12 protein-coding genes are annotated in these 22,360 nt (G+C 69.8%); 7 read left to right on the top strand and 5 right to left on the bottom strand.

Annotation, left to right across the window (positions count from 1 at the left end):
- The first annotated feature begins 26 nt into the window (after positions 1-26).
- On the top strand, positions 27-2,084 hold the full coding sequence (locus ABS52_16350) for a hypothetical protein (GenBank protein ID ODT01619.1): 2,058 nt from the start codon (positions 27-29) through the stop codon (positions 2,082-2,084).
- A gap of 35 nt (positions 2,085-2,119) precedes the next feature.
- On the opposite strand, the gene ABS52_16355 is transcribed toward ABS52_16350, so the two are convergent.
- Entirely contained in the window at positions 2,120-2,839 is a 720-nt protein-coding gene (locus tag ABS52_16355; protein ODT01620.1) for a hypothetical protein, read from the bottom strand.
- 58 nt (positions 2,840-2,897) lie between these two features.
- Positions 2,898-4,040 carry a hypothetical protein gene (locus tag ABS52_16360; GenBank protein ID ODT01621.1) on the bottom strand — a complete coding sequence of 381 codons (1,143 nt, stop codon included), beginning with the start codon at positions 4,038-4,040 and terminating at the stop codon, positions 2,898-2,900.
- A 152-nt stretch (positions 4,041-4,192) separates the two neighbouring features.
- Here ABS52_16360 and ABS52_16365 point away from each other — a divergent pair, with 152 nt between their 5' ends.
- The 5 genes from ABS52_16365 to ABS52_16385 all read left to right on the top strand — a co-directional run bounded on the left by ABS52_16365 (position 4,193) and on the right by ABS52_16385 (position 12,743).
- Positions 4,193-7,702, top strand: a complete 3,510-nt coding sequence (locus ABS52_16365) for a DNA polymerase III subunit alpha (GenBank protein ID ODT01622.1) — start codon at positions 4,193-4,195, stop codon at positions 7,700-7,702.
- A 2-nt stretch (positions 7,703-7,704) separates the two neighbouring features.
- Entirely contained in the window at positions 7,705-8,673 is a 969-nt protein-coding gene (locus ABS52_16370) for an acetyl-CoA carboxylase carboxyltransferase subunit alpha (GenBank protein ODT01623.1), read from the top strand.
- Positions 8,674-8,940: 267 nt separating this feature from the next.
- Positions 8,941-10,566, top strand: coding sequence for a hypothetical protein (locus tag ABS52_16375; GenBank protein ODT01624.1), 1,626 nt, complete (start codon positions 8,941-8,943; stop codon positions 10,564-10,566).
- Complete coding sequence (locus tag ABS52_16380) at positions 10,563-12,101, top strand: hypothetical protein (protein ODT01625.1); 1,539 nt, start codon at positions 10,563-10,565, stop codon at positions 12,099-12,101. The genes ABS52_16375 and ABS52_16380 overlap by 4 nt, the downstream gene beginning before the upstream one ends.
- Positions 12,102-12,224: 123 nt before the next feature.
- A complete protein-coding gene (locus ABS52_16385) occupies positions 12,225-12,743 on the top strand; it encodes a hypothetical protein (protein ID ODT01626.1) in 519 nt (172 codons plus the stop codon).
- Between the two features lie 118 nt (positions 12,744-12,861).
- Here the strand turns inward: ABS52_16385 and ABS52_16390 are convergent, their stop codons facing one another.
- Positions 12,862-14,427: a hypothetical protein gene (locus ABS52_16390; GenBank protein ID ODT01627.1), complete on the bottom strand. Its 1,566-nt coding sequence runs from the start codon at positions 14,425-14,427 to the stop codon at positions 12,862-12,864.
- A 32-nt stretch (positions 14,428-14,459) separates the two neighbouring features.
- Complete coding sequence (locus ABS52_16395; protein ID ODT01628.1) at positions 14,460-17,486, bottom strand: hypothetical protein; 3,027 nt, start codon at positions 17,484-17,486, stop codon at positions 14,460-14,462.
- A gap of 323 nt (positions 17,487-17,809) precedes the next feature.
- On the opposite strand from ABS52_16395, the gene ABS52_16400 reads away from it, so the two are divergent.
- A complete protein-coding gene (locus ABS52_16400) occupies positions 17,810-18,631 on the top strand; it encodes a hypothetical protein (protein ODT01629.1) in 822 nt (273 codons plus the stop codon).
- A 24-nt stretch (positions 18,632-18,655) separates the two neighbouring features.
- Here the strand turns inward: ABS52_16400 and ABS52_16405 are convergent, their stop codons facing one another.
- A complete protein-coding gene (locus ABS52_16405; GenBank protein ODT01630.1) occupies positions 18,656-22,357 on the bottom strand; it encodes a hypothetical protein in 3,702 nt (1,233 codons plus the stop codon).
- Between the last annotated feature and the right edge of the window lie 3 nt (positions 22,358-22,360).

Consider the following 22,360-nt stretch of genomic DNA (forward strand, 5'->3'; position numbering starts at 1 on the left):
CCCACCCCCCTGCCCATCTTTCCGGCATGGCCGACCCGCGCCTCTACACGCGCTCCTCCGACATCCCCACCCCGGCGCACAACCTCGCCGCCGAGCTCAACCCCGAGCAGGCCGCCGCCGCCACCTTCGGTGACGGCCCCCTCCTCATCATCGCCGGCGCCGGCACCGGAAAGACCCGCACCCTGGTCTATCGCGTCGCGCATCTCATCGAACAGGGCGTCGCCCCCGAGCGCATCCTCCTCCTCACCTTCACGCGTCGCGCCGCCCAGGAGATGCTCCAGCGCGCCGAGCGCCTGGTGGGGAGCGCCTCGCGGCACGTGGCCGGCGGCACCTTCCACGGCACCGGTCACCGGCTGCTGCGCCGCTTTGGAGCCGCCGCCGGGATCCCCGCCGACTTCACCATCATGGACCAGGGCGACGCCGAGGACCTGATGCAGCTGTCGCGCGCGCAGCTCGGCCTGGGCGAGGCGAAGAAGCGATTCCCCAAGAAGGAAACGCTGCACTACATCTACTCGCGCCACGTCAACACCGAGGTCGCCCTCGCCGACATCCTCCACGACGAGTATCCGCGCTTCACCGACTACCAGGACGACATCACGCGCGTCTTCGCCGACTACACCGAGCGCAAGGCGGCGCGCAACCTGGTCGACTACGACGACCTCCTCCTCTTCTGGCAGGCGATGCTCGACAGCGCCCCCGCGCTCGCCGACCGCATCGCCGCCCTCCACGACCACATCCTCGTCGACGAATACCAGGACACCAACCTCCTGCAGGCCCGCATCCTCAAGGGGATGTGCCGCGCGCACCGGAACATCACCGTCGTCGGCGACGACGCCCAGAGCATCTATTCCTTCCGCGGCGCCTCCTTCCGCAACATCCTCGACTTCCCGCGCGAGTTCCCGGGGACGACGATCGTCACCCTCGAGCAGAACTACCGCTCCACCCAGCCGATCCTCGACACCACCAACACCCTCATCTCGCGCGCCGAGGAGCGCTTCACCAAGAACCTCTGGACCCGGCGCGAGGGAGGCGAGAAGCCGTGGCTCGTCTCGGTGCAGGACGAGGCACAGCAGACGCGCTTCGTCGTCGAGCGCGTCCTCGAGCTGCACGAGGAGGGGACGCCGCTCCGCGAGATGGCGGTCCTCTTCCGTGCCGGCTACATGTCGGCCGACCTCGAGATCGAGCTCACCAACCGCAAGATCCCCTTCGAGAAGTGGGGGGGGCTCAAGTTTCTCGAGGCCGCGCACGTGAAGGACGTCCTCGCCTTCCTCCGCATCATCGAGAACCCGCGGGACGAGGTCAGCTGGTACCGGATCCTGTTGCTCCTGCCGGGGATCGGCGAGGCCACCGCGCGCGCCGCCATCGCCGCGATGGCCGCCCACGCGTGGGACCCGAAGGCGTTCCAGCGCTGGGCCCCGCCCCCGCGGGCCCGCGCCGCCCACGTCACCCTGGGCGTCCTGCTCGAGCAGCTGGCGGGAGGCGACGACGAGGGACGGGTGGGACACGACCTGGCGCGCGTGCGCCTGGTGTACGACGACATCCTGCGCGAGCGCTACGACCGGGTGGAGCCGCGCCTGGCCGACCTCGACCAGCTGCAAGTCATCGCCGGCGGCTACCCCTCCCGCGGCGCCTTCCTCGCCGCCCTCGCCCTCGAGCCCCCGCAGGCCACCCAGGACCTGGCCGGCGGTGCCGCCGGCGAGGACGACGCCCTCGTCCTCAGCACCGTCCACAGCGCCAAGGGGAAGGAGTGGGACGCCGTCTTCCTCATCTGGGCCGTCGACGGCTTCTTCCCGATGGCCCGGGCGATGAACGACGACGACGAGCTGGAGGAGGAGCGGCGCCTGATGTACGTGGCGATGACGCGGGCGCGCAATCACCTGGCGGTCACCTACCCGCTCAACAGCTACGGCTCGCGGCGCGGCGCGGACTACTCCATCGACCAGATGTCGCGCTTCCTGGACCGCGGCGTCCGCGAGCTCATGGAGAAGGTGGTCCCCCGCTGGGACGACGCCCCCGGCACCGACGCTCCCGCGCCGGCCGCCGACGTCGACCTGCGCGCCCTCATGCGCCAGCGCTTCACGTAGCGAAGCTCGCCAGCCCGAGGGCGCCGGACCCGGCGTCACCTCACGTGAGAAGCCAGCGGGCCCCCAGCCAGGCCAGCACCCCCAGGAGCGCCGGGACGAGGCCCCAGCGCAGCGCCCAGCGGCGGGTGCGCGGCATGGCGAGGACCGCCGTCCCGCCAGGCCGCCAGCGCGATGGCCGGCCGGACGTAGGCGACAACCCCCGGGAGTGGCTCCCCGCGCAGCATGGGGGGGCGCGCGAGGCGTTCGCGTTGCAGCTCGCGGCGGTAGAGCACGATCGATCCCGCCACCGCGACCCCCCCGGTCGCCGCGACACTCCCGCCGATGCGCGCGTACCCCCGTCCCGACGCCCGCTCCGCCTCGTGCGCCCGGTCGCGGACGACGGCCGCCGGGCGCAACGCGGCCTCGACGGCGTTGGCGTGGCGCCACGCCGACCCGCGCCGGCGTTCGCCCGCTCCACCGTGCGAGAACTCGGGCTCGGGAGGGGGCGCGGTACGGTCCCCCTCGTCCCGGCGGGGGCGCTCGCCTCGCTGCCGCGCGTCGCTCCCACCCACCGGCGCCGCACCCACCGGCGCCGCACCCACCGGCGCCCCACCCACCGGCGCCCCACCCACCGGCGCCGCACCCACCGGCGCCGCACCCGCCAACGCCCCACTCGCCGGCGCCGCACTCGACGGTTCCCCCCCCGACGGCTCCCGCCACGGGCGCGTCAGCGAGGCGCGCGTCTTCGAGGGGTCGGATCGCTTGGGGGGAGCCATGGGGGAAGTAGGATGAGCGAACGGTACGGCCGGGGGACGATGACGCCCACCCCGGCCGTCACGAAAGGGGGGGCGCGGGATGCGTGGTGGCGAGCCAGCGCCGCAGCGCGTCGAACGGGTCGCCGGGCGACTCCCGCACGAGTCGCGCCACCAGCTGCACCGTCTCGCGCACCCTCCCCCCGCCCCGCGCGTGCACGGCGTCGAAGAGCCAGGGGTCGGCGGCATACACGCGGCGCGCCATGAGCGACGCGTTGTCGAGCACGATGCCTTGCAGCCGCTGGGCGGGAATGGTCTCGAGGCGCGGCGCCACGTCACGCAGCAATACGCCGCGCATGCGCCCGAAGACGGTGTCGCGCGCCGCCACCCGGGCGGTGGAGTCGCCCGGGTGCCGCGCGAAGGCCGAGTCGACGGCCGCCAGCGTGGCCCCCCAGAAGGCGCCGAGGAGCTTCTGGTCGCGCCATTCCCGCTCGAGCGCGCGCGCGGCGACCGGGGCGCCGCGCGCCTGGAAGAACTCGATCGCTCCGCGCGCGCCGACGAACGAGGCGAACGACTCGTTGAACGCGACCTGGTCCTTCACGAAGAGCGAGTTGTGCGCCAGCTCGTGGATGACGGTGTTGGCCAGGTCGAGCGTGTCGAGCCGGAGGGTGGTGGAGAGGAGCGGGTCGTTGAACCAGCCTAACGTGGAGAAGGCCGACGCCGGGCGCAGGTACGTGTCGTAGCCGCCGCGGCGCATCGCCTCGGCGGTGCGCGCCGCCTCGCCGAAGTCGAAGAACCCCTTGTACGGGAAGCGTCCCACCACCGGGAACCACCAGGTGTAGGCGGCGAGCGTGTCGCGCCGGGCGGCGGAGAGAACCAGGACGAGGGTGTCGCGCTCGAGGGCGGAGTAGGTCGTGAACGACTGGCCCGCGTCGAGGCCGATGGCGCCGGCGGCGAAGGCCCGGGCCTCGACCACCAGTTGCAGCCGGCGGCGATCGTCGGCCGACGTCGGCGAGGCGCCGCCGCTGTCGGCGAGGATCGCCGCGATGTCGCGGCGCCGGGCCAGGATCTTCGCCTCCTCCCACGCGGCGCGCGACACGTAGCGCCCCAGGGGGGTGGCGGCGGCCGCCACCAGAACGAGGGCGAGGGCGCCGGCCAGGGCGACCGCCGCCACGCGCACCGCCAGCCGCAACCGGCGTCGCCAGGGCGCCCCCTCGTCAGCCATCCGTCGAGCCCCAAGTCGAGCCCCCCAGCGAGCCCCCCAGCGCGCGCGACGCATTGACAACGGTTAACCAGTGCATCGTCAAGGAGATACGAGACATCTGCCCACCCCCGCGCCGTTTGGCGCGACGGTTCGTGACCACTAAGTTACCCGGCATGTCCTTCGTACACCTCCACTGTCATTCCGAGTACTCCCTCCTCGACGGGGCCAACCGGATCGACAGCCTGATCAAGCGCGCGCAGGAGTTCGAGCAGCCCGCGCTGGCCATCACCGACCACGGCAACCTGCACGCCGCCTGGGAGTTCCAGGAGCACGCGAAGAAGGCGAGGATCAAGCCGATCATCGGCATGGAGGCCTACGTCGCCCCCGGCGACCGCCGCCTCAAGGCCCGCAGCGGGCCGGGGAAGAAGGCATACTACCACCTCGTGATCCTGGCCCGAGACATCGTGGGCTACCGGAACCTGGTGAAGCTGTCGTCGCTGGCCTATACCGAGGGGCTGTACATGCGCCCCCGGGTGGATCGCGAGCTGCTGCAGCGGTACAACGAGGGGCTCATCGTCTCGTCGGCGTGCATGGCCGGCGAGGTGGCGGGACATCTCCTTGTGAACGACTTCGACGCCGCCCGCGAGGCGGCGGCCTGGTACGCGGAGGTGTTCAGGGACCGCTACTACCTGGAAGTACAGGGGCACGACTCGGACGGCCAGGCGCTGCTCAACGAGCGGATCTTCGCCCTGTCGAAGGACATGGGGCTCCCCGTCATCGCCACCAACGACGCCCACTTCCTCAAGGCGGGCGACCACGACGCGCACGACGTCCTCCTCTGCATCGGACTCGGCAAGGACCGCGAGGACAAGGAGCGGATGCGCTACGACGGGGGGCTCTACTTCAAGAGCGCCCCCGAGATGGCCGCGCGCTTCCCCGCCAACCCCGAGGTCCTGGAGCACACGCTGCACATCGCCGAGCAGTGCGACGTGCAGTTCTCGAAGAAGTACCACGTCCCGTCGTTCCCCCTCCCCGAGGGGGTGGAGAGCGAGAACGACCTCCTGGTACGCCTCGCGACCGCGGGAGCGAAGGAACGCTACGGCGACCCGCTCCCGCCTGACGTGAGGGAGCGCCTCGAGTACGAGCTGGGCGTCATCACCAAGACGGGGTACGCCGGCTACTTCCTCATCGTCGCCGACTTCATCAAGGCCGCGCGCGACCGCGGCATCCCGGTGGGGCCGGGGCGCGGCTCGGCGGCGGGATCGCTGGTCGCCTACGCGCTGCGCATCACCGACGTCTGCCCGCTGCGGTACGACCTCCTCTTCGAGCGCTTCCTGAACCCGGAGCGCGTCTCGATGCCCGACATCGACGTCGACTTCTGCTTCGAGCGGCGCGGCGAGGTCATCGAGTACGTGCGCGAGAAGTACGGCAAGGAAGCGGTCGGGCAGATCGTCACCTTCGGGACGATGAAGTCGCGCGCCGCCGTGAAGGACGTGGGGCGCGTGCTCGGCTTCACCCCCGCCGAGACCGATGCGCTGGCCAAGCTGATCCCCAACCAGCCGAACTTCTCGCTCACCGTGCACGAGGCGGTGGAGAAGGTCCCGGAGGTCAAGAAGCTCTACGACTCCGACGAGCGCTACGCAACGCTCCTGGACTACGCCATCGCGCTGGAAGGCCTGTCGCGCCACACGGGGGTGCACGCCGCCGGCGTCGTCATCGCCCCCGGGCCGCTCGATGACTACGTCCCCATCTGCACCCAGACGTCGAAGGGCGCGGGCGCGGGAAACGAGGAGACGGTCATCGTCACCCAGTACGACATGACCTGCCTGGAGAAGGCCGGCATGTTGAAGATGGACTTCCTGGGGCTGACGACGCTCACGATCATCCACGACGCGCTGGAGAACATCCGCGCCCGCGGCAAGGAAGTCCCCAACCTCGACACGATCCCCGACAACGACCCCGAGACGTACCGCATGCTGCGGATGGGGCGCACGGTCGGGGTGTTCCAGTTCGAGTCGCCGCTCGCCACCGACATGCTGCGCAGCATGCGCTGCGACCGGTTCGACGACCTCGTGGCCTCCAACGCGTTGATGCGCCCCGGGCCGCTGGACGCCGGGATGCACAAGGTCTACCAGCGCCGCAAGCGGGGCGAGGAGCCGGTGACCTACGCGCTCGCCGAGCTGGAACCGATCCTCGAGCCCACCTACGGCGTCATCACCTACCAGGAACAGGTGATGCGCATCGCGCAGGTGCTGGCGGGCATCTCGCTCGCCGAAGCCGACGTCCTGCGCAAGGCGGTGGGGAAGAAGGACGCCGAGCTGATCAAGCAGGAGCTCGGAAAGTTCATCGAGAAGTCGATCGCACGCGGCTACGACCGTCGCATCGTCGAGGATCTCGCGGCGCAGATCGAGACCTTCGGCCGCTACGGCTTCAACAAGTCGCACTCGGTCGCGTACTCGGTGGTCTCGTACCACACCGCATGGCTCAAGTGCCACTTCCCCGCCGAGCTGATGGCCGCGACGCTCTCGTCGAACATCGGCAAGACCGACGAGGTGGTGAAGTTCATCAACGAGACGCGCGAGATCGGGATCGAGGTCCTCCCCCCCGACGTCAACGAGTCCGGCTACAAGTTCACGGTGGTGGGCGACAGGCGGATCCGCTTCGGCCTGGGGGCCATCCGCAACGTGGGGCGCGGGGCCATCGACTCGATCATCGCGGCGCGCAACGAGAAGGCGTTCGCGTCGATCTTCGACCTGTGCGAGCGCATCGACCTGCGCCTGTGCAACAAGCGCGTCCTGGAGGCGCTCATCCAGTCCGGGGCGCTCGACTCGCTGGGCGGGCACCGCGCCCAGTACCTCGCCATCCTGGACGCCGCGCTGCAGGAGGCGTCGCTCAAGCAGGACGAGAAGGCGACCGGGCAGGGGTCGTTGTTCGGGGAGATGGGGGACGGGAAACGGGAGGCGGGGGCGGGACACCAGCTCGTCCTGCCGAACGTGGCACCGCTGTCGGAATCGGAGCGGCTGACGCGCGAGAAGGAGATCCTGGGGTTCTACATCTCCGGGCACCCGCTGGAGCCGTACCGGGCGGAGTGCGAGCTGTTCGCCACGCACACCGTGGCCGAACTGGGGAAGTGGCAGGAGGGGGCGCTCACCATCGGCTGCGTGGTGACGGCCATCAAGCGGCAGGTCAGCAAGCGGTCTGGAGCGGAGTTCGCCCGGTTGACAGTGGAGGATTTTTCAGGATCTTCGGAGCTTCTGGTCTTTCCGGAGGCATGGGCCGCCTTGGGCGACCGGGTCCGGACCGACGTCCCGCTCCTGGTGAAGGGGGGGTACTCGAAGCGTGACCAGGATGCCGACAATCCGAGCTTCATCGTCGAGTCGGTGCAGCGATTCGAGGAGCTGCGGGTGGCGGGACAGGTGGGGGTCGAGCTGGAGCTGGGAGACGGGAGCCGGGAGACGGAGGACGGGAGTTCGCTGTCGCCGGATCTCATGAAGGACGTGCGCATCGTAGCGGAGTCGCATCCCGGCTCCGCAGCGCTCGAGGTCCGATACATAGACGCCAAGGGGACGCCCGCACGGCTGAGGTCGCGGTCCATCAAGGTCGCGGCCAACAGCGCGGCGCTCGGAGAGCTGCGTGCGCTGCTGGGCCCGGACCGCGTGCGCCTGGTGCGCACCGGAGGATAGCGATGGCAAGTACACCGACAATGGAGTTCGAGCGCCCGATCTTCGAGCTCGAGAAGCAGATCGACGAGCTGAAGAAGATGGCTGGCGACCAGCACCTCAGCGTCGAGGCCGAGATCGAGCCGCTGGAGAAGAAGCTCTCGACCCTGCGGCAGGAGGTGTACCGCAACCTCTCCCCGCTGCAGCGGTTGCAGGTGGCGCGCAGCAACCGGCGCCCCTTCACGCTCGACTACGTGCGACTCTGCTTCACCGATTTCGTGGAGCTGCACGGCGACCGCGCCTTCCGCGAGGATGCGGCGATCGTGGGCGGGTGGGCCCGGCTCGAGGGTGAGACGGTGATGATCATCGGGCACCAGCGGGGGCGCGACACCAAGGAGAACCTCAAGCGCAACTTCGGGATGCCGCACCCCGAGGGGTATCGCAAGGCGCTCCGCCTCATGAAGCTCGCCGAGAAGTTCCACGTCCCGGTCTTCACCTTCATCGACACCCCGGGGGCGTGGGCCGGGCTGGGGGCCGAGGAGCGCGGCCAGGCCGAGGCGATTGCCCGCAACCTGTTCGAGATGAGCCGCCTCGAGACGCCGATCGTCGCGACGGTGATCGGCGAGGGCGGATCGGGCGGGGCGCTCGCGTTAGGCGTGGCCGACCGGGTCCTGATGCTCGAGAACGCAGTGTACTCGGTGATCACGGTGGAGGGGTGTGCGGCAATCCTGTGGAAGGACGGCAAGTCGCAGGAGATGCGCGAGAAGGCCGCCGGGGCCCTCAAGATCACGGCGCAGGACCTCCTCGACCTCGGCGTCATCGACGAGATCGTCCCCGAACCCGCCGGCGGGGCCCACGCCAACCACGAGGTGGCGGCGGCCGCGCTGCAGGAGGCGCTGATCAAGCACTACGAGGAGCTGCGCCGCTACAAGCCGGAGAAGCTGGTGCGGAAGCGGCGGGAGAAATTCCTGAAGATGGGGAAGTACCTGGAATAGAAGACGAGAAGACGAGAGGACGAGAAGACGAGAGGGGCGCTCGCGGTGGCGGGGGCCCCTCTCTCGTGCGCGCCGTGACGGAGACCGCGGCGACCGGTCGCCAGCCGCGCGCGATGCCTCGTCCCCCACCTCCCCGCCCTACACCCCCCGGTTATAGTTCGACTTGGGTCGCGATGGGTCGACTTCACGACCACGCGCCCCCTGGCAGGAAGCCGCCGTCCCTCGACTTCTCGTCCTCTCATCCTCTCGTCTTCTCGTACAGTCTGGATGCCCTCCCTCGTCGAAGTCGCCTTCAAGGGCAACCGCAAGGAGTTCTTCTTCTGGAACGGCGACGAGCCGCTCCCGGCGAAGGCGGCCGTCATCGTCGAGGCCGATCGCGGGGAAGACCTGGGTCACGTGTACGCCACGGGGGAGCTGGCCGAGAAGCGGGCGGCGGGGGTCGCGCACCGCCCCACCGACGAGGAGCCAGTCACGCGGGTCGTGCAACGGCTGGCCACCCCGGATGAGGCCAAGCGCGCCAGGGAGCTTCGAGAGCAGGACGAGATCGCCCGACGCAAGGCGATGGAGCGGGTCAAGGCCAACAACCTCGTGATGAAGCTGTCGGACGCGGAGTGGCGGTGGGATCGGCGCAAGCTCACGATCTACTTCACGGCCGACAAGCGTGTCGACTTTCGTAACCTGGTCCGCGAGCTCGCCTCGCTGTTTCGCACGCGCATCGAGCTCAAGCAGATCGGCGTGCGCGACGAGGCGAAGCGCCTGAGCGGGATCGGGCGCTGCGGACGCGAGTACTGCTCCGCGTCGTGGCTCCCCGAGCTTCGCCCCGTGAACCTCGGCGTGGCCAAGGACCAGCGCCTCTCGCTCAACCCGACCCAGATTTCCGGGGCGTGCGGGCGCCTGATGTGCTGCCTGCGCTACGAGCACGAGTTCTACGTGCAGCAGCGGAAGCGGTTCCCCAAGGAGGGGAAGGTCATCGAGACGTCGAAGGGCGAGGAGAAGGTCATCGCCAACGACATCTTCCGCGAGCGCGTCACCCTGCGGGCAGCCGACGGCGAGGTGCGCATCGTCCCGCTGGCCGAGCTGCGGCGCGAATGGAAGAATGCGCCCGCGGGGGCGCAGCCGCTCGACGAGGACACGTCGCCCTTCCCGTACGAAGCGCTCAGCGACGAGCTGCTCCGCCTGCAGGACACGTCCGAGATGCCGGCATGGCGCCCGGGGATGACGCGTGGAGGGCTCCTCCCGGGCGGGGCCGTCCCCCCGGGCGGGGCTGCCCCCCGCTCGCTCCCCGTCATCCCCGAGGAAGCCGGGGAAGGGGGACGGGCGCCGTCGCGAGAGCGGGGTGGCGCGACGCGCGGGCGCGAGCGCCGCGCCGATGGGCAGGAGGAGGGCGAGCGGGGCGACGGGGGGCGCGAGGGGGCGAACCGCGGACGCGATCGGCGCCCGGAGGGGCGTGACGGAGGTGCGGCGCGTGACGGGCGCGCGCGTGAAGGGCGCGCGGGTGAAGGGCGCGCGCGACGCGAGGGCGAGGGCGCGGAGCGCCGACGTGAGCGGCAGGGCGGGTCACGAGAGCGCCCTCGCGGCGAAGGGCCCGAGCGCGGGGGAGGAGGGCGCGAGTCGAGGCAGTCAGCAGGCGATGCCGCCTCGCGAGCCGAGCGCGACGCCCCGCCCGAGGAGCGCGCCGAATCTCCCGACGCGGCGGGCGAGCGCGCGGCCGATGGTGGTGCCGCGCCCGTGGGAGGGGAGTCGGAGCAGGACCGTGAGCGCCGGCTGCGTCGCCGTCGGGGGCGCCGCGGCGGGCGCCGCAGCCGCGGCGGCGGGGAGCAAGGCGGGGAGCAAGGCGGGGAGCAAGGGGGCGGCAGCACAGGCTTCGATCCAGGACCAGGAGACGGCGCGTGAGCCGGTTTTACGTCACCACCGCAATCGACTACGCCAACGGCGACCCGCACCTGGGGCACGCCTTCGAGAAGATCGGGACCGACGTCATCGCCCGGTACATGCGGCTGGCGGGGCACGACGTGCACTTCCTCACGGGGATGGACGAGCACGGGCAGAAGGTGGCCCAGACGGCCGCCGAGCGCGGGGTGTCGCCACAGGAGTTCGTGGACGGGATCGCGGCGCGCTTCCAGGCGATGTGGGGGCGCCTGGCGATCTCGTACGACCAGTTCATCCGCACCACCGACGCGGCGCACAAGACGGGGGTGCGCGCGCTGATCAAGCGCATCCACGACGCCTCGCCCGACGACTTCTACGAGCGGACGTACGAGGGGTGGTATTGCGTGGGGTGCGAGCTGTTCAAGCGCGAGGCCGAGATCGTGGACGGGAAGTGCACCTTGCACCCGACCCGTGAGCTGCAATGGACGCAGGAGCGCAACTGGTTCTTCCGCCTGGGGAAGTACGAGGGGTTCCTGCGCCGCCTGTTCGCCGAGCGTCCCGAGTTCCTGCAGCCGGAGAGGCGGCGCAACGAGATCCTCGCCCTCATCGACCAGGGGCTCGAGGACATCTCGGTCACGCGCTCGCGGCTGTCGTGGGCCATCCCGTTCCCCATCCCGACGTCGGATGGCGTCCCCCAGGGAACGTGGGTCTGGTTCGACGCCCTCCCCAACTACCTCACGGCCACCGGGTATCCGCAGGCTGGGTGGCGCGACCGGTGGCCGGCCGACCTGCACGTGATCGGGAAGGACATCAGCCGGCTGCACGCGGTCGTTTGGCCGGCGATGTTGCAGGCGGCGGAACTCCCGCTGCCGCGCCGCGTCTGGGCGCACGGCTTCGTGCAGCTGGGCGGGGAGCGCTTCTCCAAGTCGGCAGGGGTCAAGCTGGAGCTGGGCGAGGCGATCGACCGCTTCGGCGCCGACGCCTTCCGCTACTTCCTGATGCGGGAGGTCCCGTTCGACGCCGACGGCAACTTCTCCTGGGAGCGTTTCGAGGAGCGGTACAATGCCGACCTCGCCAACGCCTGGGGGAACCTGGCCAGCCGCGCGATCTCGATGATCGAGAAGTACTGCGACGGCGTGGTTCCCACTGCGACCCGGACGGCGCTGGACACCGACGACGCCGCCGACATCGCCGCATACCACGCGGCGATGTCCGGCGCGCACGGCTTCCTGCTGCACGACGGGCTCAAGGCCGTCTGGAACTCCGTGGCGCGCGGCAACGAATATGTCGATCGGCAGGCGCCGTGGAAGATGGCCAAGGACCCGGCCCAGCGCGCGGAGCTCGACGCGACGATGGCGGCCCTGGCGCGCCACCTGGCGCGCCACTGCGTCCTGCTCTTCCCTTTCATGCCCGGGAAGACGACGCAGCTGTGGCAGGCCCTCGGCGCCCCCGGGACGCCCGGCGACCAGCGCTTCGATGCGCTCGACGAGCTCGATGGGGGCGGTTGGCGCGTCACGAAGCCGGCCCCCCTCTTCCCGAAGGAAGCGCCGGCGAGCTGAGCCACACTCGATTCGTGATCCGGGTGCTTGCCCGGGAGCGAAACGCGCGAGAATGTGAGACGTCAGCAAGTGAGAGGGCAGCTTCTCGTCCTCTCATCCTCTCGTCTTCTCGTTCTCTCGCGCATGCGCCGCTGGACCCTCCTCGTCATTCCCCACGACACCGAGCAGCCGCGGAGCATCGCGATCTCGGAACGCGCCGTCCGCCTCGCCGGATCGGCGGCGGCGGTCGTCGTGCTCGTGGCAGCGGTGGGAATCGGGGCCCTCTCGGCGCTCCTCTCGCGCCGCGGCGCGCTGGACGACGCTCCCGCGCCGCAGGCGCAACGCGCGAGTGCCGCCGGGGGAGCAACCGCAGCGGAGATCGACTCGCTCCGCGAGACCGTCCGGGCGCTGACGGGGACGCTCGACACCATCCGCGACGCCGACGCGCGCCTGAGCGCCGCGTCGGGGGTCCCCTCGGCCGATTCGGCGACCCTCGAGACACACAGCACCCTGCTCGGGTCGCGCGCCACCGCCGATTCGCTCCTCCGCCACGCCTCGACGCTGGCGGGACAGATCGACCGGATGGCCGACTCCGCGGGCGCTCGCCGCCAGACGCGGACCTCTCGCGGCACCGTGGCGACGAAGTCCAAGGCACCGCGCTAGACCCTTCCCGTCTTCTCGTCCTCTCGTCCTCTCGTCCTCTCGTCTTCTCGCAGGAAGAAGGGCACGAGCCGAAGCCCGTGCCCTTTCGTCCTTCCGTCACTGCGTCAGGCCCCGTGGATCACGGAGTCTGCGAGTTGGGAGGATTGGTCCCCCCCCAAGTGTATAGCGGCTGCCCGAGCACGCCGAGCTCGATGGCCGGGACCGGCATTTCGTGCGGCGTTCCCGGCACCAGCCCATCGATGCGGCGGCGGTTGTAGTACGGGAGCGGGCCGATGCCCATCAGCTCGATCTCGTTCTCGTAATTGAGCTTGTTGAGGAGGCTCGCCTCACTCTCGCCCCCGGTGGCGGGCGAAAGTCCGCCGCGGCCGACACGAGTCTTGTTGATGAGCGTTGCGGCGGTGCCCAGCGAACCCTTGGAGCGGATGAGCCCCTCGGCCCAGAGCAGGTCGTTCTGGGTCGCCGTGGCGATGGGGGCGGGGCCGTAGCCGCCGTAGATCGCCGTGGGATCCTGGTTGCCGCTCAGGTCATAGCGAATGTGGCCGATGTTGGACTGGTGGTAGGAACCACGGTCCGGCCGGAACGGCGCCACCGACGACCACGCGAAGTCGGTGCCGGCGTTGTCGGTCTTGGGATAGGTGCCGAAGCCGTCGATGAGCGACTCGTCGCCGAACGATCCGTCGCCGAGGCGCCTGTCGGGCGAATTCGGCACACCGTTGCCCGGGTTCCCCGGCCACGGGTGCTTCTGCGTCACCGGGTCGAGCATGTTGGCGACGCGCGTGTGCACGCGCCCGCCGTCGATGGCGTCGAACCAGAGCAGGAGCTCGTTGCACCAGGACGAGCAGCCGTCGCCGGTGAAGACGAAGTCGAAAGGCGTCCCCGACGACATCCCCTGCGAGGCATAGGTCACGACCTGCGCCCAGTTCACCTGCCCGTTCTCCGCCGCGTTGCGCGGATAGTAGGCGAGCGTCGCCGCTGCCAGCGTGTAGGCAATGCGGGCAATCTGGTCGTTGGTGTAGCTGCGCCCGTTCGTCCACCCTGCCGGCGTGGTGAACTGGTTGGCCTTGGCCACCGTTGCCGCCTCCACCAGCTTCGCCACCGCCGCGTCACGCAGCTCCTTGCGGTTGCTGTACTGCAGGTTGGCGAGGTCGGTGTTCTCGTCGACGATATACCCCTTGTCGTAGTTGATGGCGATCCCGGAGAGCGTCGCTCCCTGCATGAGGAGGGCGACGGCCTCGGCGCGCTTGGTGTCCGCGGCGTTGTTGATCACCACGTTGTCCTTGCGGATCGCCCTCACCACGTCGGTGGCGGAGGAGAGGGTGCTGTAGTAGCCCGTCCACTGCCATTCGATGCTCGTCCGCGCCGCCGCCGACGGGTCGTTGACCCAGGCGCGCGACTTGCGCGTCCCGTCGCCATCGAGCGACGAGTAGAAGTTCATGTTGAAGTTGTTCCACGACGACGTGAAGGATTGCGCCTGCGTGGTCATGACGCCGGCGGATTCCATCCCAAAGAACGTGTTCGACCAGGTGCGGAGCGTCCCGCCCGCCAGCGCCTCGAGGGCCGCCGGGTCGGTGAGGGCGCGCTTCGCGTCCGGTTCGTTGGGGTTGACGACATCGAGCGACTTGCAGGCACTCAGCGCCACCAGGGCGACGAGGCCAGCTGCCCGAGTCAGATTCGCGTTCAGCATGCGTTGCGATCTCCTGAATTCGGGTAGTCGGGTCAGTAGCCGAGTTCGAGCATGAACGTCACCGTGCGGTACGCGGGATACGTGAAGTAGTCCACGCGATAGCCGAACGGATTGCCGCCGCCGGGACCCGAGACGTCGGGGTCGTAGCCCGTGTAATCGGTCGAGGTCCACAGGTTGCGTCCGACGATGCCCAACCGCGTGGAGCTGAGCTGCCCGAGTCCGACCTTCGACATCCACGACTTCGGCACGTTCACGTTGACGGCCAGCTCGCGAAGCCGGACGTACGTCCCGTTCTCCACGAAGTAGTCGTTGGCGTCGAAGTTGTTGTAGAACGTCGAGTAGTACGTGGTGGGCTTGCGCTGCTCCTGCGGCTTGCCGCGCTGGTCGATGACCGGATCACGCAGCTCGTTGAACGGCCACTGGCGCGTGTAGTTGTAGATCTCGCCCCCCTTCACCCAGTTGAACTGCGCCGAGATGTTGAGCGCCTTCCACTGGATGTTGGAGCCGAAGCCCAGGTTGAAGTCCGGGTTGACGTCGCCGATCTCCATGAGCGACGTCCCGTCCTCCTGGTAGTACTTGAGCGGGACTTCGTCCACCGTGCGCCACTGCGACTTCCGCACGAAGAACCCTTCCTCGTTCTTCACGTAGTCGGAGGTCGCCCCGGAGAGGAGACCCGACTTGATGGTCGTGGCCAGCTGTTGCTCGTTGGTGATCCAGCGCGAGCCGTAGATGACGCCGAACCTCTGCCCCTTGGCGATGCGGAAGATGCGGGTGTTGCCATCGTTGGGGTCGGGACCGACCAGGAATGGCGCGACGTTGAGGTCGGTGATGGTCTGGCGCGTGCGGTCACCCACGATGTTCAGGCGCCAGAAGAAATCCCTGCTCGACATCAGCACGGCGCCCAGCGAGGCCTCGTGCGTGTAGCCCGAGAGCTCGCCCGCGTTCTTCCACTGGTTGCGATAACCCGACGCCGAGCTGACCGGGACGTTCAGGATCTGGTCGCTCGTGACCTTGTCGGAGTAGCTGTACTCGAACGTGAAGTTCTTGAGGAAGTTCACGTTCACCCCGTACTCCAGCTCCTTCGAGAGCGCGGGCTTCAGGTTGGGGTTGCCCAGCGTGATCTTCTGCGGCGACCCGCCGGAGATCGAGAGCACCTCGTACTGCGCGTTGAACACGGGGCGCAGCCCCGCGGTCCCGTACGACGTGCGCAGCTTCAGCTCATCGATGCCGGGAATCTTGAAGTCCTCGCTCACGCGCCACACACCCGAGACGCGATAGTAGTTCGCCGAGCGCTCATCCTTGCCGAACAGCGACGACTGGTCGCGGCGCACGAGCCCGTCGACGATGTAGCGGTCCTTGATGTCGAAGGTGGTGATGGCGAAGACGTTCTGGTTGCGGATGATTTGCGTCTCCGACCCCGGGCTGATGGGGTTGTTCGGGTCGCGCGAGGCCGCCGAGAACTCGGGAACCCGGGGGACCGTCAGCGCCGACGCATTGACCGAGACGAAGTTGTTCGTCTGGTCCTCCATCACCCACGCCAGCTTGCTGGTGTTGTTGAGCCAGCTGAACAGCTGCCGCTGCGACGTGAGCGTCGCGCCGATGTTCATGCTGCGATTGTCGTCGATCCGCTGGAACAGCGCCCCCTTGTCGGCCGCGCCCGCCGAGTTGAGGAAGCCGGTCGGACGGAACGACTTGTAGCTGCGCGACGCCTGATCGTAGTTCACGTTCCCTTCGGCGGTGAGCCAGAGAACGGGGCGAAAGCGGAGCTTGAAGGTCCCCGTGAAGCGGTCGCGCCCGTTGGTCGTCTTCGCGTTGTAGAGCGCGTACAGCGGATTCGAGACGTTTCCGGAGAGGGGCGGCTGCTTGATGGCCGCGTTGTACGGCGAGCCGTCCTTGTTGGGCGCCGTCAGGTCGATGTTCGGCTCCAGGAAGCGAAGGCCGAAGAAGATGTCGGCCGACCCCTCGGCCTGGTCGGCCGTCGAGCGTCCGTAGAACGCGCCGACCTGGTAGTCGAGCTTGTCGCTCAGCGCCTGGTCGAGGTTCACCCGGAAGTTCTGGCGGCTGAAGCCGTTCAGGAGGTTCAGCACCCCCGTTTCCTTGGTGTTCTGGAACGAGGCGTTGTAGTTGAGGTTCCCGCGGCGCTGCCCGATCGAGACATAGTTCGTCATGAACTCGCCGCTGCGGAACACCTGGTCCATCTGGTCGAAGTACTTCGGGTACGGGTTGTCGGAGATGCGGTCCGCCTTCGTTATGCGGTTCCCCTGCGCATCCAGCTTGAAGCTCCCGTCGGCATTGAGCTCGTAGTTGTGCGACATGTTGCCGTCGATGAACTTCGGCAGGTCGCTCTGCCCATACTCGTTACGCACCTGCACGACGGTTTGCCCCTCGGCCAGGTTGGCGCCGCGCTTGGTGAAGATCTGTACCACGCCGTTGGCGGCATCCGAGCCGTAGAGCGAGCTGGCCGCGGCCCCCTTGATGACCTCGACACGCTCGATGTCTTCCGAGTTGATGTCGGCGAGGCCGAGTCGCGTGATGGTGCCGTCCACGATGATGAGCGGATCCTGGCGCCCCGTGAGCGAGGTCGCGGCGCGCAGGCGGATCGCCGGCGGATCGCCGGGCTGGCCGCTGGTCGTGACGACGCTGGCTCCGGCGATCTTGCCGCTCAGCGCGGCGACGGGGGACGGCATCGGCGCGTCCTTGATGGCGCTGTTGTCCACCACCGCCACCGAGAACGCGGTCTTGGTCTGCGACGTCGCGTCGGACACCCCCGTCACGACGACCTGCTCCAGGGAGAGGACGTCACGCTCGAGCTCGAAGTCCTTCTCGACGCGTCCGGGGGCCAGCGTCACGGTCATCCGCTTCGGCTTGTAGCCGATGTAGCGCGCCACCACGGTGACGGAGCGCCCGCTGGCGCGCCCCACGTCGACGGTGAACGTGTAGCGGCCGTCGACACCGGTGATGCCACCGACGCCGAGTTCCGGAATCCCGACGCTCGCCCCGCCCAGCGGGCCCGCGATCGACGTGACCTTGCCGGTGAACACCGCGTTCTGCGCCTCCACCGCCGTCGCGCCTGCTGCAAGCGCAACAGCGGTCCCTGCCACTGCAAGGAACCGCCGGACCAAACTTCGCTGCATAGGAGAATCCTCTCCACGGGGGGGGGGAAAGCTGGGGGTCCCGTTCGACCGGAAACCCGGTTGCCGCAGGTACGCTCCTCCTGTATGGAAGCGGCACCAGCGCGGTCTGACCGGTGTAGCAGGTCCAATCAGGACGCGCCAAAATGCAGCACGCTGGGCGGGGGCGCAATGCTGGCGGCATGTCCTGTCTCGCAGGTCGGCATTAGGTTCGGACAAAGTTTCCCCCACCTAAGGCGTCGGTGCCGAGCATGTCACGCCCCATTCGCGCACTCCCCTACAGCCGCCGATCGGGGCGCCGGCGCCCCGGGGGGGGCGCACTCACCGCACCGCTCCTGGCGGCGCTCGCCCTCGTTGCCTCGCCGATCGCGGCGCAGAAAGGGTCGGCGCGCCTCTTCGGGTCGGTCGTCAATCGCGCCACACAGGGGGCGATCCCGGGGACGACGATCATCCACGCGGGCGACGGGCGCAGCGTCACCAGCGACTCCCTCGGCTACTACCTGTTCCCCGACCTCGCCGCCGGCATCGTGCGCTTCACCGTTCGCGCCCCGGGCTACCCGATCGCCACGTTCGCGGTGGCGCTGACGAACGGCGAGCGCATGGAGCGCGACATCGAGCTCGACTCGCTCGCCGCGCGCGCCGGCGACGGCGCGCAGGAGCTCCCGGCCGTCGCCGTGGAGGCGCCGGCGTCGCTTGGACGTCGCTACGCGGACTTCGAACGACGCAAGATGCAGGGGCGTGGCCAGTACGTCACCCGCGCCGACATCGAGGCGAACGGGGCGAGCACCCTGCAGGATGCCGTGCGCAACCTGCGCGGGGTCAACCTGGACTGTGCGGGGAGCGAGTGCGCCATTCGCATGGCGCGGGCGCCGATGCGCTGCTCCCCCGAGTACGTCGTCGACGAGCGCGTGGACAACATGTTCGGCCCCAGCGTCCCCATTCGCGACATCGAGGCCATCGAGATCTATACCGGCCCGTCCGAAGTGCCCGGCGAGTTCGCGGGACGGAACGCCGGGTGCGGCGTGGTCGTGATCTGGACCAGGTCCGGGCCGCCGCGGAAGCGGCGGCCGTAGGCGCGCGCGGAGGAGGGGCCGCCGTCACGGCGCCCTTCGGATCACGACCTCCCGCGCCCCGGACGGGAGCGGGACGACCTGTTCGGCCCCGCCCGGCCATCGGACCCAGATGCCGGTCGCCCCGTCGGGGAGTGCCAGCACGGTCACCGCGCCATCGGTGGACCAGTACCCGCTCCCGGCCCGGACCTCGCGTACCGGGCCGCCCCGATCACCGCGCATCACGCGCAGCTGCGCCCCGATGCCTAACGGGTTGGCGGTGCCGCCTTCCAGCCGCACGCGCACCCCCGCTCGCCCCAGCACGTTGCGGAAGAGCCGGGTCGTGGCGCCATTCTGCGCGACGGCCAGGTCCGCGCGCGCATCCCCGTCGTAGTCGGCAGTGGCGGCGCCGCGCTGGTCGCCCAGCACCTCGATCCCCGACGCCTTCACGCCGAGCGGAGCGAAGCCGCCCGCCCCATCGCCTCGCAACACGAGCCCGGCCCCGGCATCGAAGCGCAGGGTGGAGATGTCGGTCGGGAAGAAGTTCTGGCTCAGGAACAGGTCCTCGCGTCCATCGCCATCGAAGTCGGCCACCACCGGGGCGCTGGCCGGCGCGAGCTGCGCCAAGGGTGGGAGTGAACGGGCCTCGAACCGCTCCCCCCGATTGAGGAAGATGGTGTGGTCGAACGTCGTCGCCCCGACGCGGATCGCGCTCCCCGCCGCCGCGCCGAGCACGGTCGCCACGTTGGCGCGGGCGTAGTCGGCGTACGAGCCGATCCGCTCGCGCACGTCGGGCCACGCGGCCCCCAGCCGCGACAACGACTCGAGCGGCATCTCTTCCCCGGTGACGCTGTCGACCTGCGCGAAGAGGAGCCCGAAGGTGTTCCCCACGCGGGCAACGTGCAGGGCATACGGGCGCGCGGGGCTGGCGCGCCACGGCGTGTTGCGCCCCCAGCTCGTGGCGACGAGGTCGAGGCGCCCGTCGCCATCGAAGTCGCCGGCTCCGACGCCGATCCATCGGCTGGAGATCCCCGCGAGCCCCATCGCCTCCGTGGCGTCCCGCAGGCGGCCGTTCTCGTTGAGGAGGACGCGCACGGGTCCCCATTCGCTCGCGATCACCAGGTCCGCGCGACCGTCACCATTGAGGTCGGCAAAGGTCGCCGCGCTCACCAACCCGAGCCCGTTCATCACGGCGTCGTTGGACTCGTCGCGGTCGAACGTCCCCTCCGCCGTTCCCCGGTAGAGGTGGGATCGTGCGGGGAGCGGCCAGGCCCCGGGAACGATCCGGGCGCCGACGAAGAGGTCCGGGATCCCGTCGCCATCCACGTCGCCCAACGCCAACGCCCCGGGGCTGCTCGAATCGCCGGGCGCCAGCGCCATCGCCCCCCCCACGCGAGCGCCCCCCACGGGATACGCGACGACGGAGGGCGTCGCCAGCGCCTCGCTGGCCGACGACATCTCGTAACTGGCTTGCGCGGCGACGACCATGCGCGTGCTCCCGTGCGCGACCGGGACAATGGCCCCCAGGTCGCCGGCTGTCGGCGCCCCGTCCTGCCGCACGAAGCCCGACGGCGTGTTGCGGAAGACGGCCAGCGCTCCCCCCTTTCCGCCCCCGACCACCAGGTCCTCGCGCGCGTCGCCATCGACGTCGACCCACGCCACGCCGGGGCCCAACTGCGAAAAGCGGTTCGGGAGGAGCGGTTGCCGGGCAAAGTCGTCGAACATCGGCTCCACGTGGCGATGTCCGCCCAGCGCGGCCGTCTCGTCACGGAACAGGGCAGACTCCGCACTGTCCCGCGGGGGCTGCCCCGGTGCGCCGGCCGCGCCAGCCTCCGCGATCTCGTACAACCGGTTGGGGCGTGCCCCCTCGATCACCGATCGGCGCCCGCTCCGCCAGCGGACCTCGATCGTCACGGCCGAGTCCCGCGCCGTGGCGAAGGTCAACTGCGGATCGCTGCCGGAGAGGTAGCTTCCGCCCTCCGTCATCTCGCGCTCCTGCACCGGGAGCGATGCGGCGCGCACGGTGACCAGGGCGCCGATTCCGCGGTGGTTGGGCGATGCCCCCGCCAGCCGCACGGCGACGCGTGGCGCGGTGCCGTCGTTCCGGTAGATGACCGCGGCATCGTCGAGCCGGGTCACGATGGGGTCGAGGTCGCCGTCGCCGTCGAAGTCGGCGAGGGCGATCGCCTGGGCGATGGCGGAGTCGGTGCCGTAGTTCCAGCGCTTCCCCACCTCGGCGAAGGTGACGTCGCCGTTGTTGCGCAGCGCCATGCTGGGGACGGCCAGGCGCGGGAATTCGCCCTGCTCGCGGTTCCAGGCCACGCGGGGAAAGGCGTTGCGGATCCGGTCGAAGGTGTCGGCGTCGCGCACGTCCCACCGGTGCCCGGCCGCGACGAGGATGTCCTCGTAGCCGTCGAGGTCGACGTCGAGGAAGGCCGATCCCCAGGTCCAGTCGGTGGCGGCCACGCCGGCGAAGTCGGCGACCTGCGCCCACGTCCCGTCGCCACGTCCCAGCTGCAACGTGTTGCGCATCCATTGCGCGCGGTCCGGCGACTCGCCGATGGTCTTGCGCAGGGGGGTGTGCGTCGGAATCTGCCGCTGCCGCGCGGCCCGGGTGGGGCTGAGCATGTCGGCGGTGAAGAAGTCCACGGCGCCATCGCGGTCGACGTCGGCGAAATCGACCGACATGCAGGTGTTGCTCGTCGCCCGCACGGCGAGCCGGGGGACGAGCTGGAACCCGCCCTTGCGATCGTTCAGCCAGAATTGGTCGGGGTCCTCGAAGTCGTTGCAGACGTAGAGGTCGGGAGCGCCGTCGCCGTTCACGTCGTAGAACCGCGCGGCGAGCGAGAAGTAGTCGGGCGGCTCGGCGAGCGGCTTCCCGTCCTCGTCGCGCCACCGCTCTCCAAACGTGGGTTGCGCCTGGAAGTGCCCCGTGCCGTCGTTGAGGAAGAACAGGTCGCGGTCGGCGCGCTGCGAACGGACGATCCCGCCCAGGTCGGGGCGATCCTCGATCCGGAACTCCTTCTCCCATTCGGGGAGGACGCGGTATTGCCCGCCGATCTTCTTCACGACCTGGTCGAAGGCGCGCGCCTGTGGCGGATAGGCGTCGAGGGCGTTGCGCACCTTGTACGTCGCGACGTACAGGTCCAGGTCACCGTCGCCATCGACGTCGGCCAGGGTGAGCGTCGTCGCCGCCAGCCCCCCTTCGAGCCCGCTCGTCGCCGTGACGTCGGTGAACTTCCCCGTCCCGTCGTTCTGGAGCAGCGACAGCGCCCCGCCTAACGATCCGACGAGGAGATCGGCATCGCCGTCGCCGTCGACGTCGGCGAAGGTCGCCCCCGTCGTGGCCTGGCCCGCGAGGGAGATCCCGCTCTGCGCGGTGACGTCGGCGAACCTGAAGCCGCCCAGGTTGCGATACAGCGCCGGCGGTGCCTCCACCGACGCAAGGAAGACGTCGACCAGGCCGTCGCCATCGACATCGGCCGCGGCGGCACCGGCGCCGATGAGGAGGTGGCGATTGGCCAGCGCGTGCTCGTCATCGACCGTGTTGGCGTGCGTGATCCCCGTCCGGCTCGCGCGCATCGGCGTGAACCCGTCGCGTCCCCGCCGCGGCACGTCGAGCTGCCGCCAGCGGTACCCGGGCTCCTGGTGCCAGGAGACATCGACCGGCTCGCCGCAGGCGAGCATCGCGCACGCCAGCATCGCGCCCGCGACACCGTGGAGGACGCGCCCCCCGCGCGCCGCCGGCATCGC

Source organism: Gemmatimonadetes bacterium SCN 70-22 (genome assembly GCA_001724275.1).
Taxonomy (GTDB): domain Bacteria; phylum Gemmatimonadota; class Gemmatimonadetes; order Gemmatimonadales; family Gemmatimonadaceae; genus SCN-70-22.

Excerpts from the sequence above, each read along its gene's own strand:
- ABS52_16365 (ODT01622.1), top strand. The coding sequence starts at position 4,193 with ATGTCCTTCGTACACCTCCACTGTCATTCCGAGTACTCCCTCCTCGAC.
- ABS52_16375 (ODT01624.1), top strand. The coding sequence starts at position 8,941 with ATGCCCTCCCTCGTCGAAGTCGCCTTCAAGGGCAACCGCAAGGAGTTC.
- ABS52_16400 (ODT01629.1), top strand. The coding sequence starts at position 17,810 with ATGTCACGCCCCATTCGCGCACTCCCCTACAGCCGCCGATCGGGGCGC.
- ABS52_16385 (ODT01626.1), top strand. The coding sequence starts at position 12,225 with ATGCGCCGCTGGACCCTCCTCGTCATTCCCCACGACACCGAGCAGCCG.
- ABS52_16390 (ODT01627.1), bottom strand. The coding sequence starts at position 14,427 with ATGCTGAACGCGAATCTGACTCGGGCAGCTGGCCTCGTCGCCCTGGTG.
- ABS52_16360 (ODT01621.1), bottom strand. The coding sequence starts at position 4,040 with ATGGCTGACGAGGGGGCGCCCTGGCGACGCCGGTTGCGGCTGGCGGTG.
- ABS52_16350 (ODT01619.1), top strand. The coding sequence starts at position 27 with ATGGCCGACCCGCGCCTCTACACGCGCTCCTCCGACATCCCCACCCCG.
- ABS52_16405 (ODT01630.1), bottom strand. The coding sequence starts at position 22,357 with ATGCCGGCGGCGCGCGGGGGGCGCGTCCTCCACGGTGTCGCGGGCGCG.
- ABS52_16355 (ODT01620.1), bottom strand. The coding sequence starts at position 2,839 with ATGGCTCCCCCCAAGCGATCCGACCCCTCGAAGACGCGCGCCTCGCTG.
- ABS52_16370 (ODT01623.1), top strand. The coding sequence starts at position 7,705 with ATGGCAAGTACACCGACAATGGAGTTCGAGCGCCCGATCTTCGAGCTC.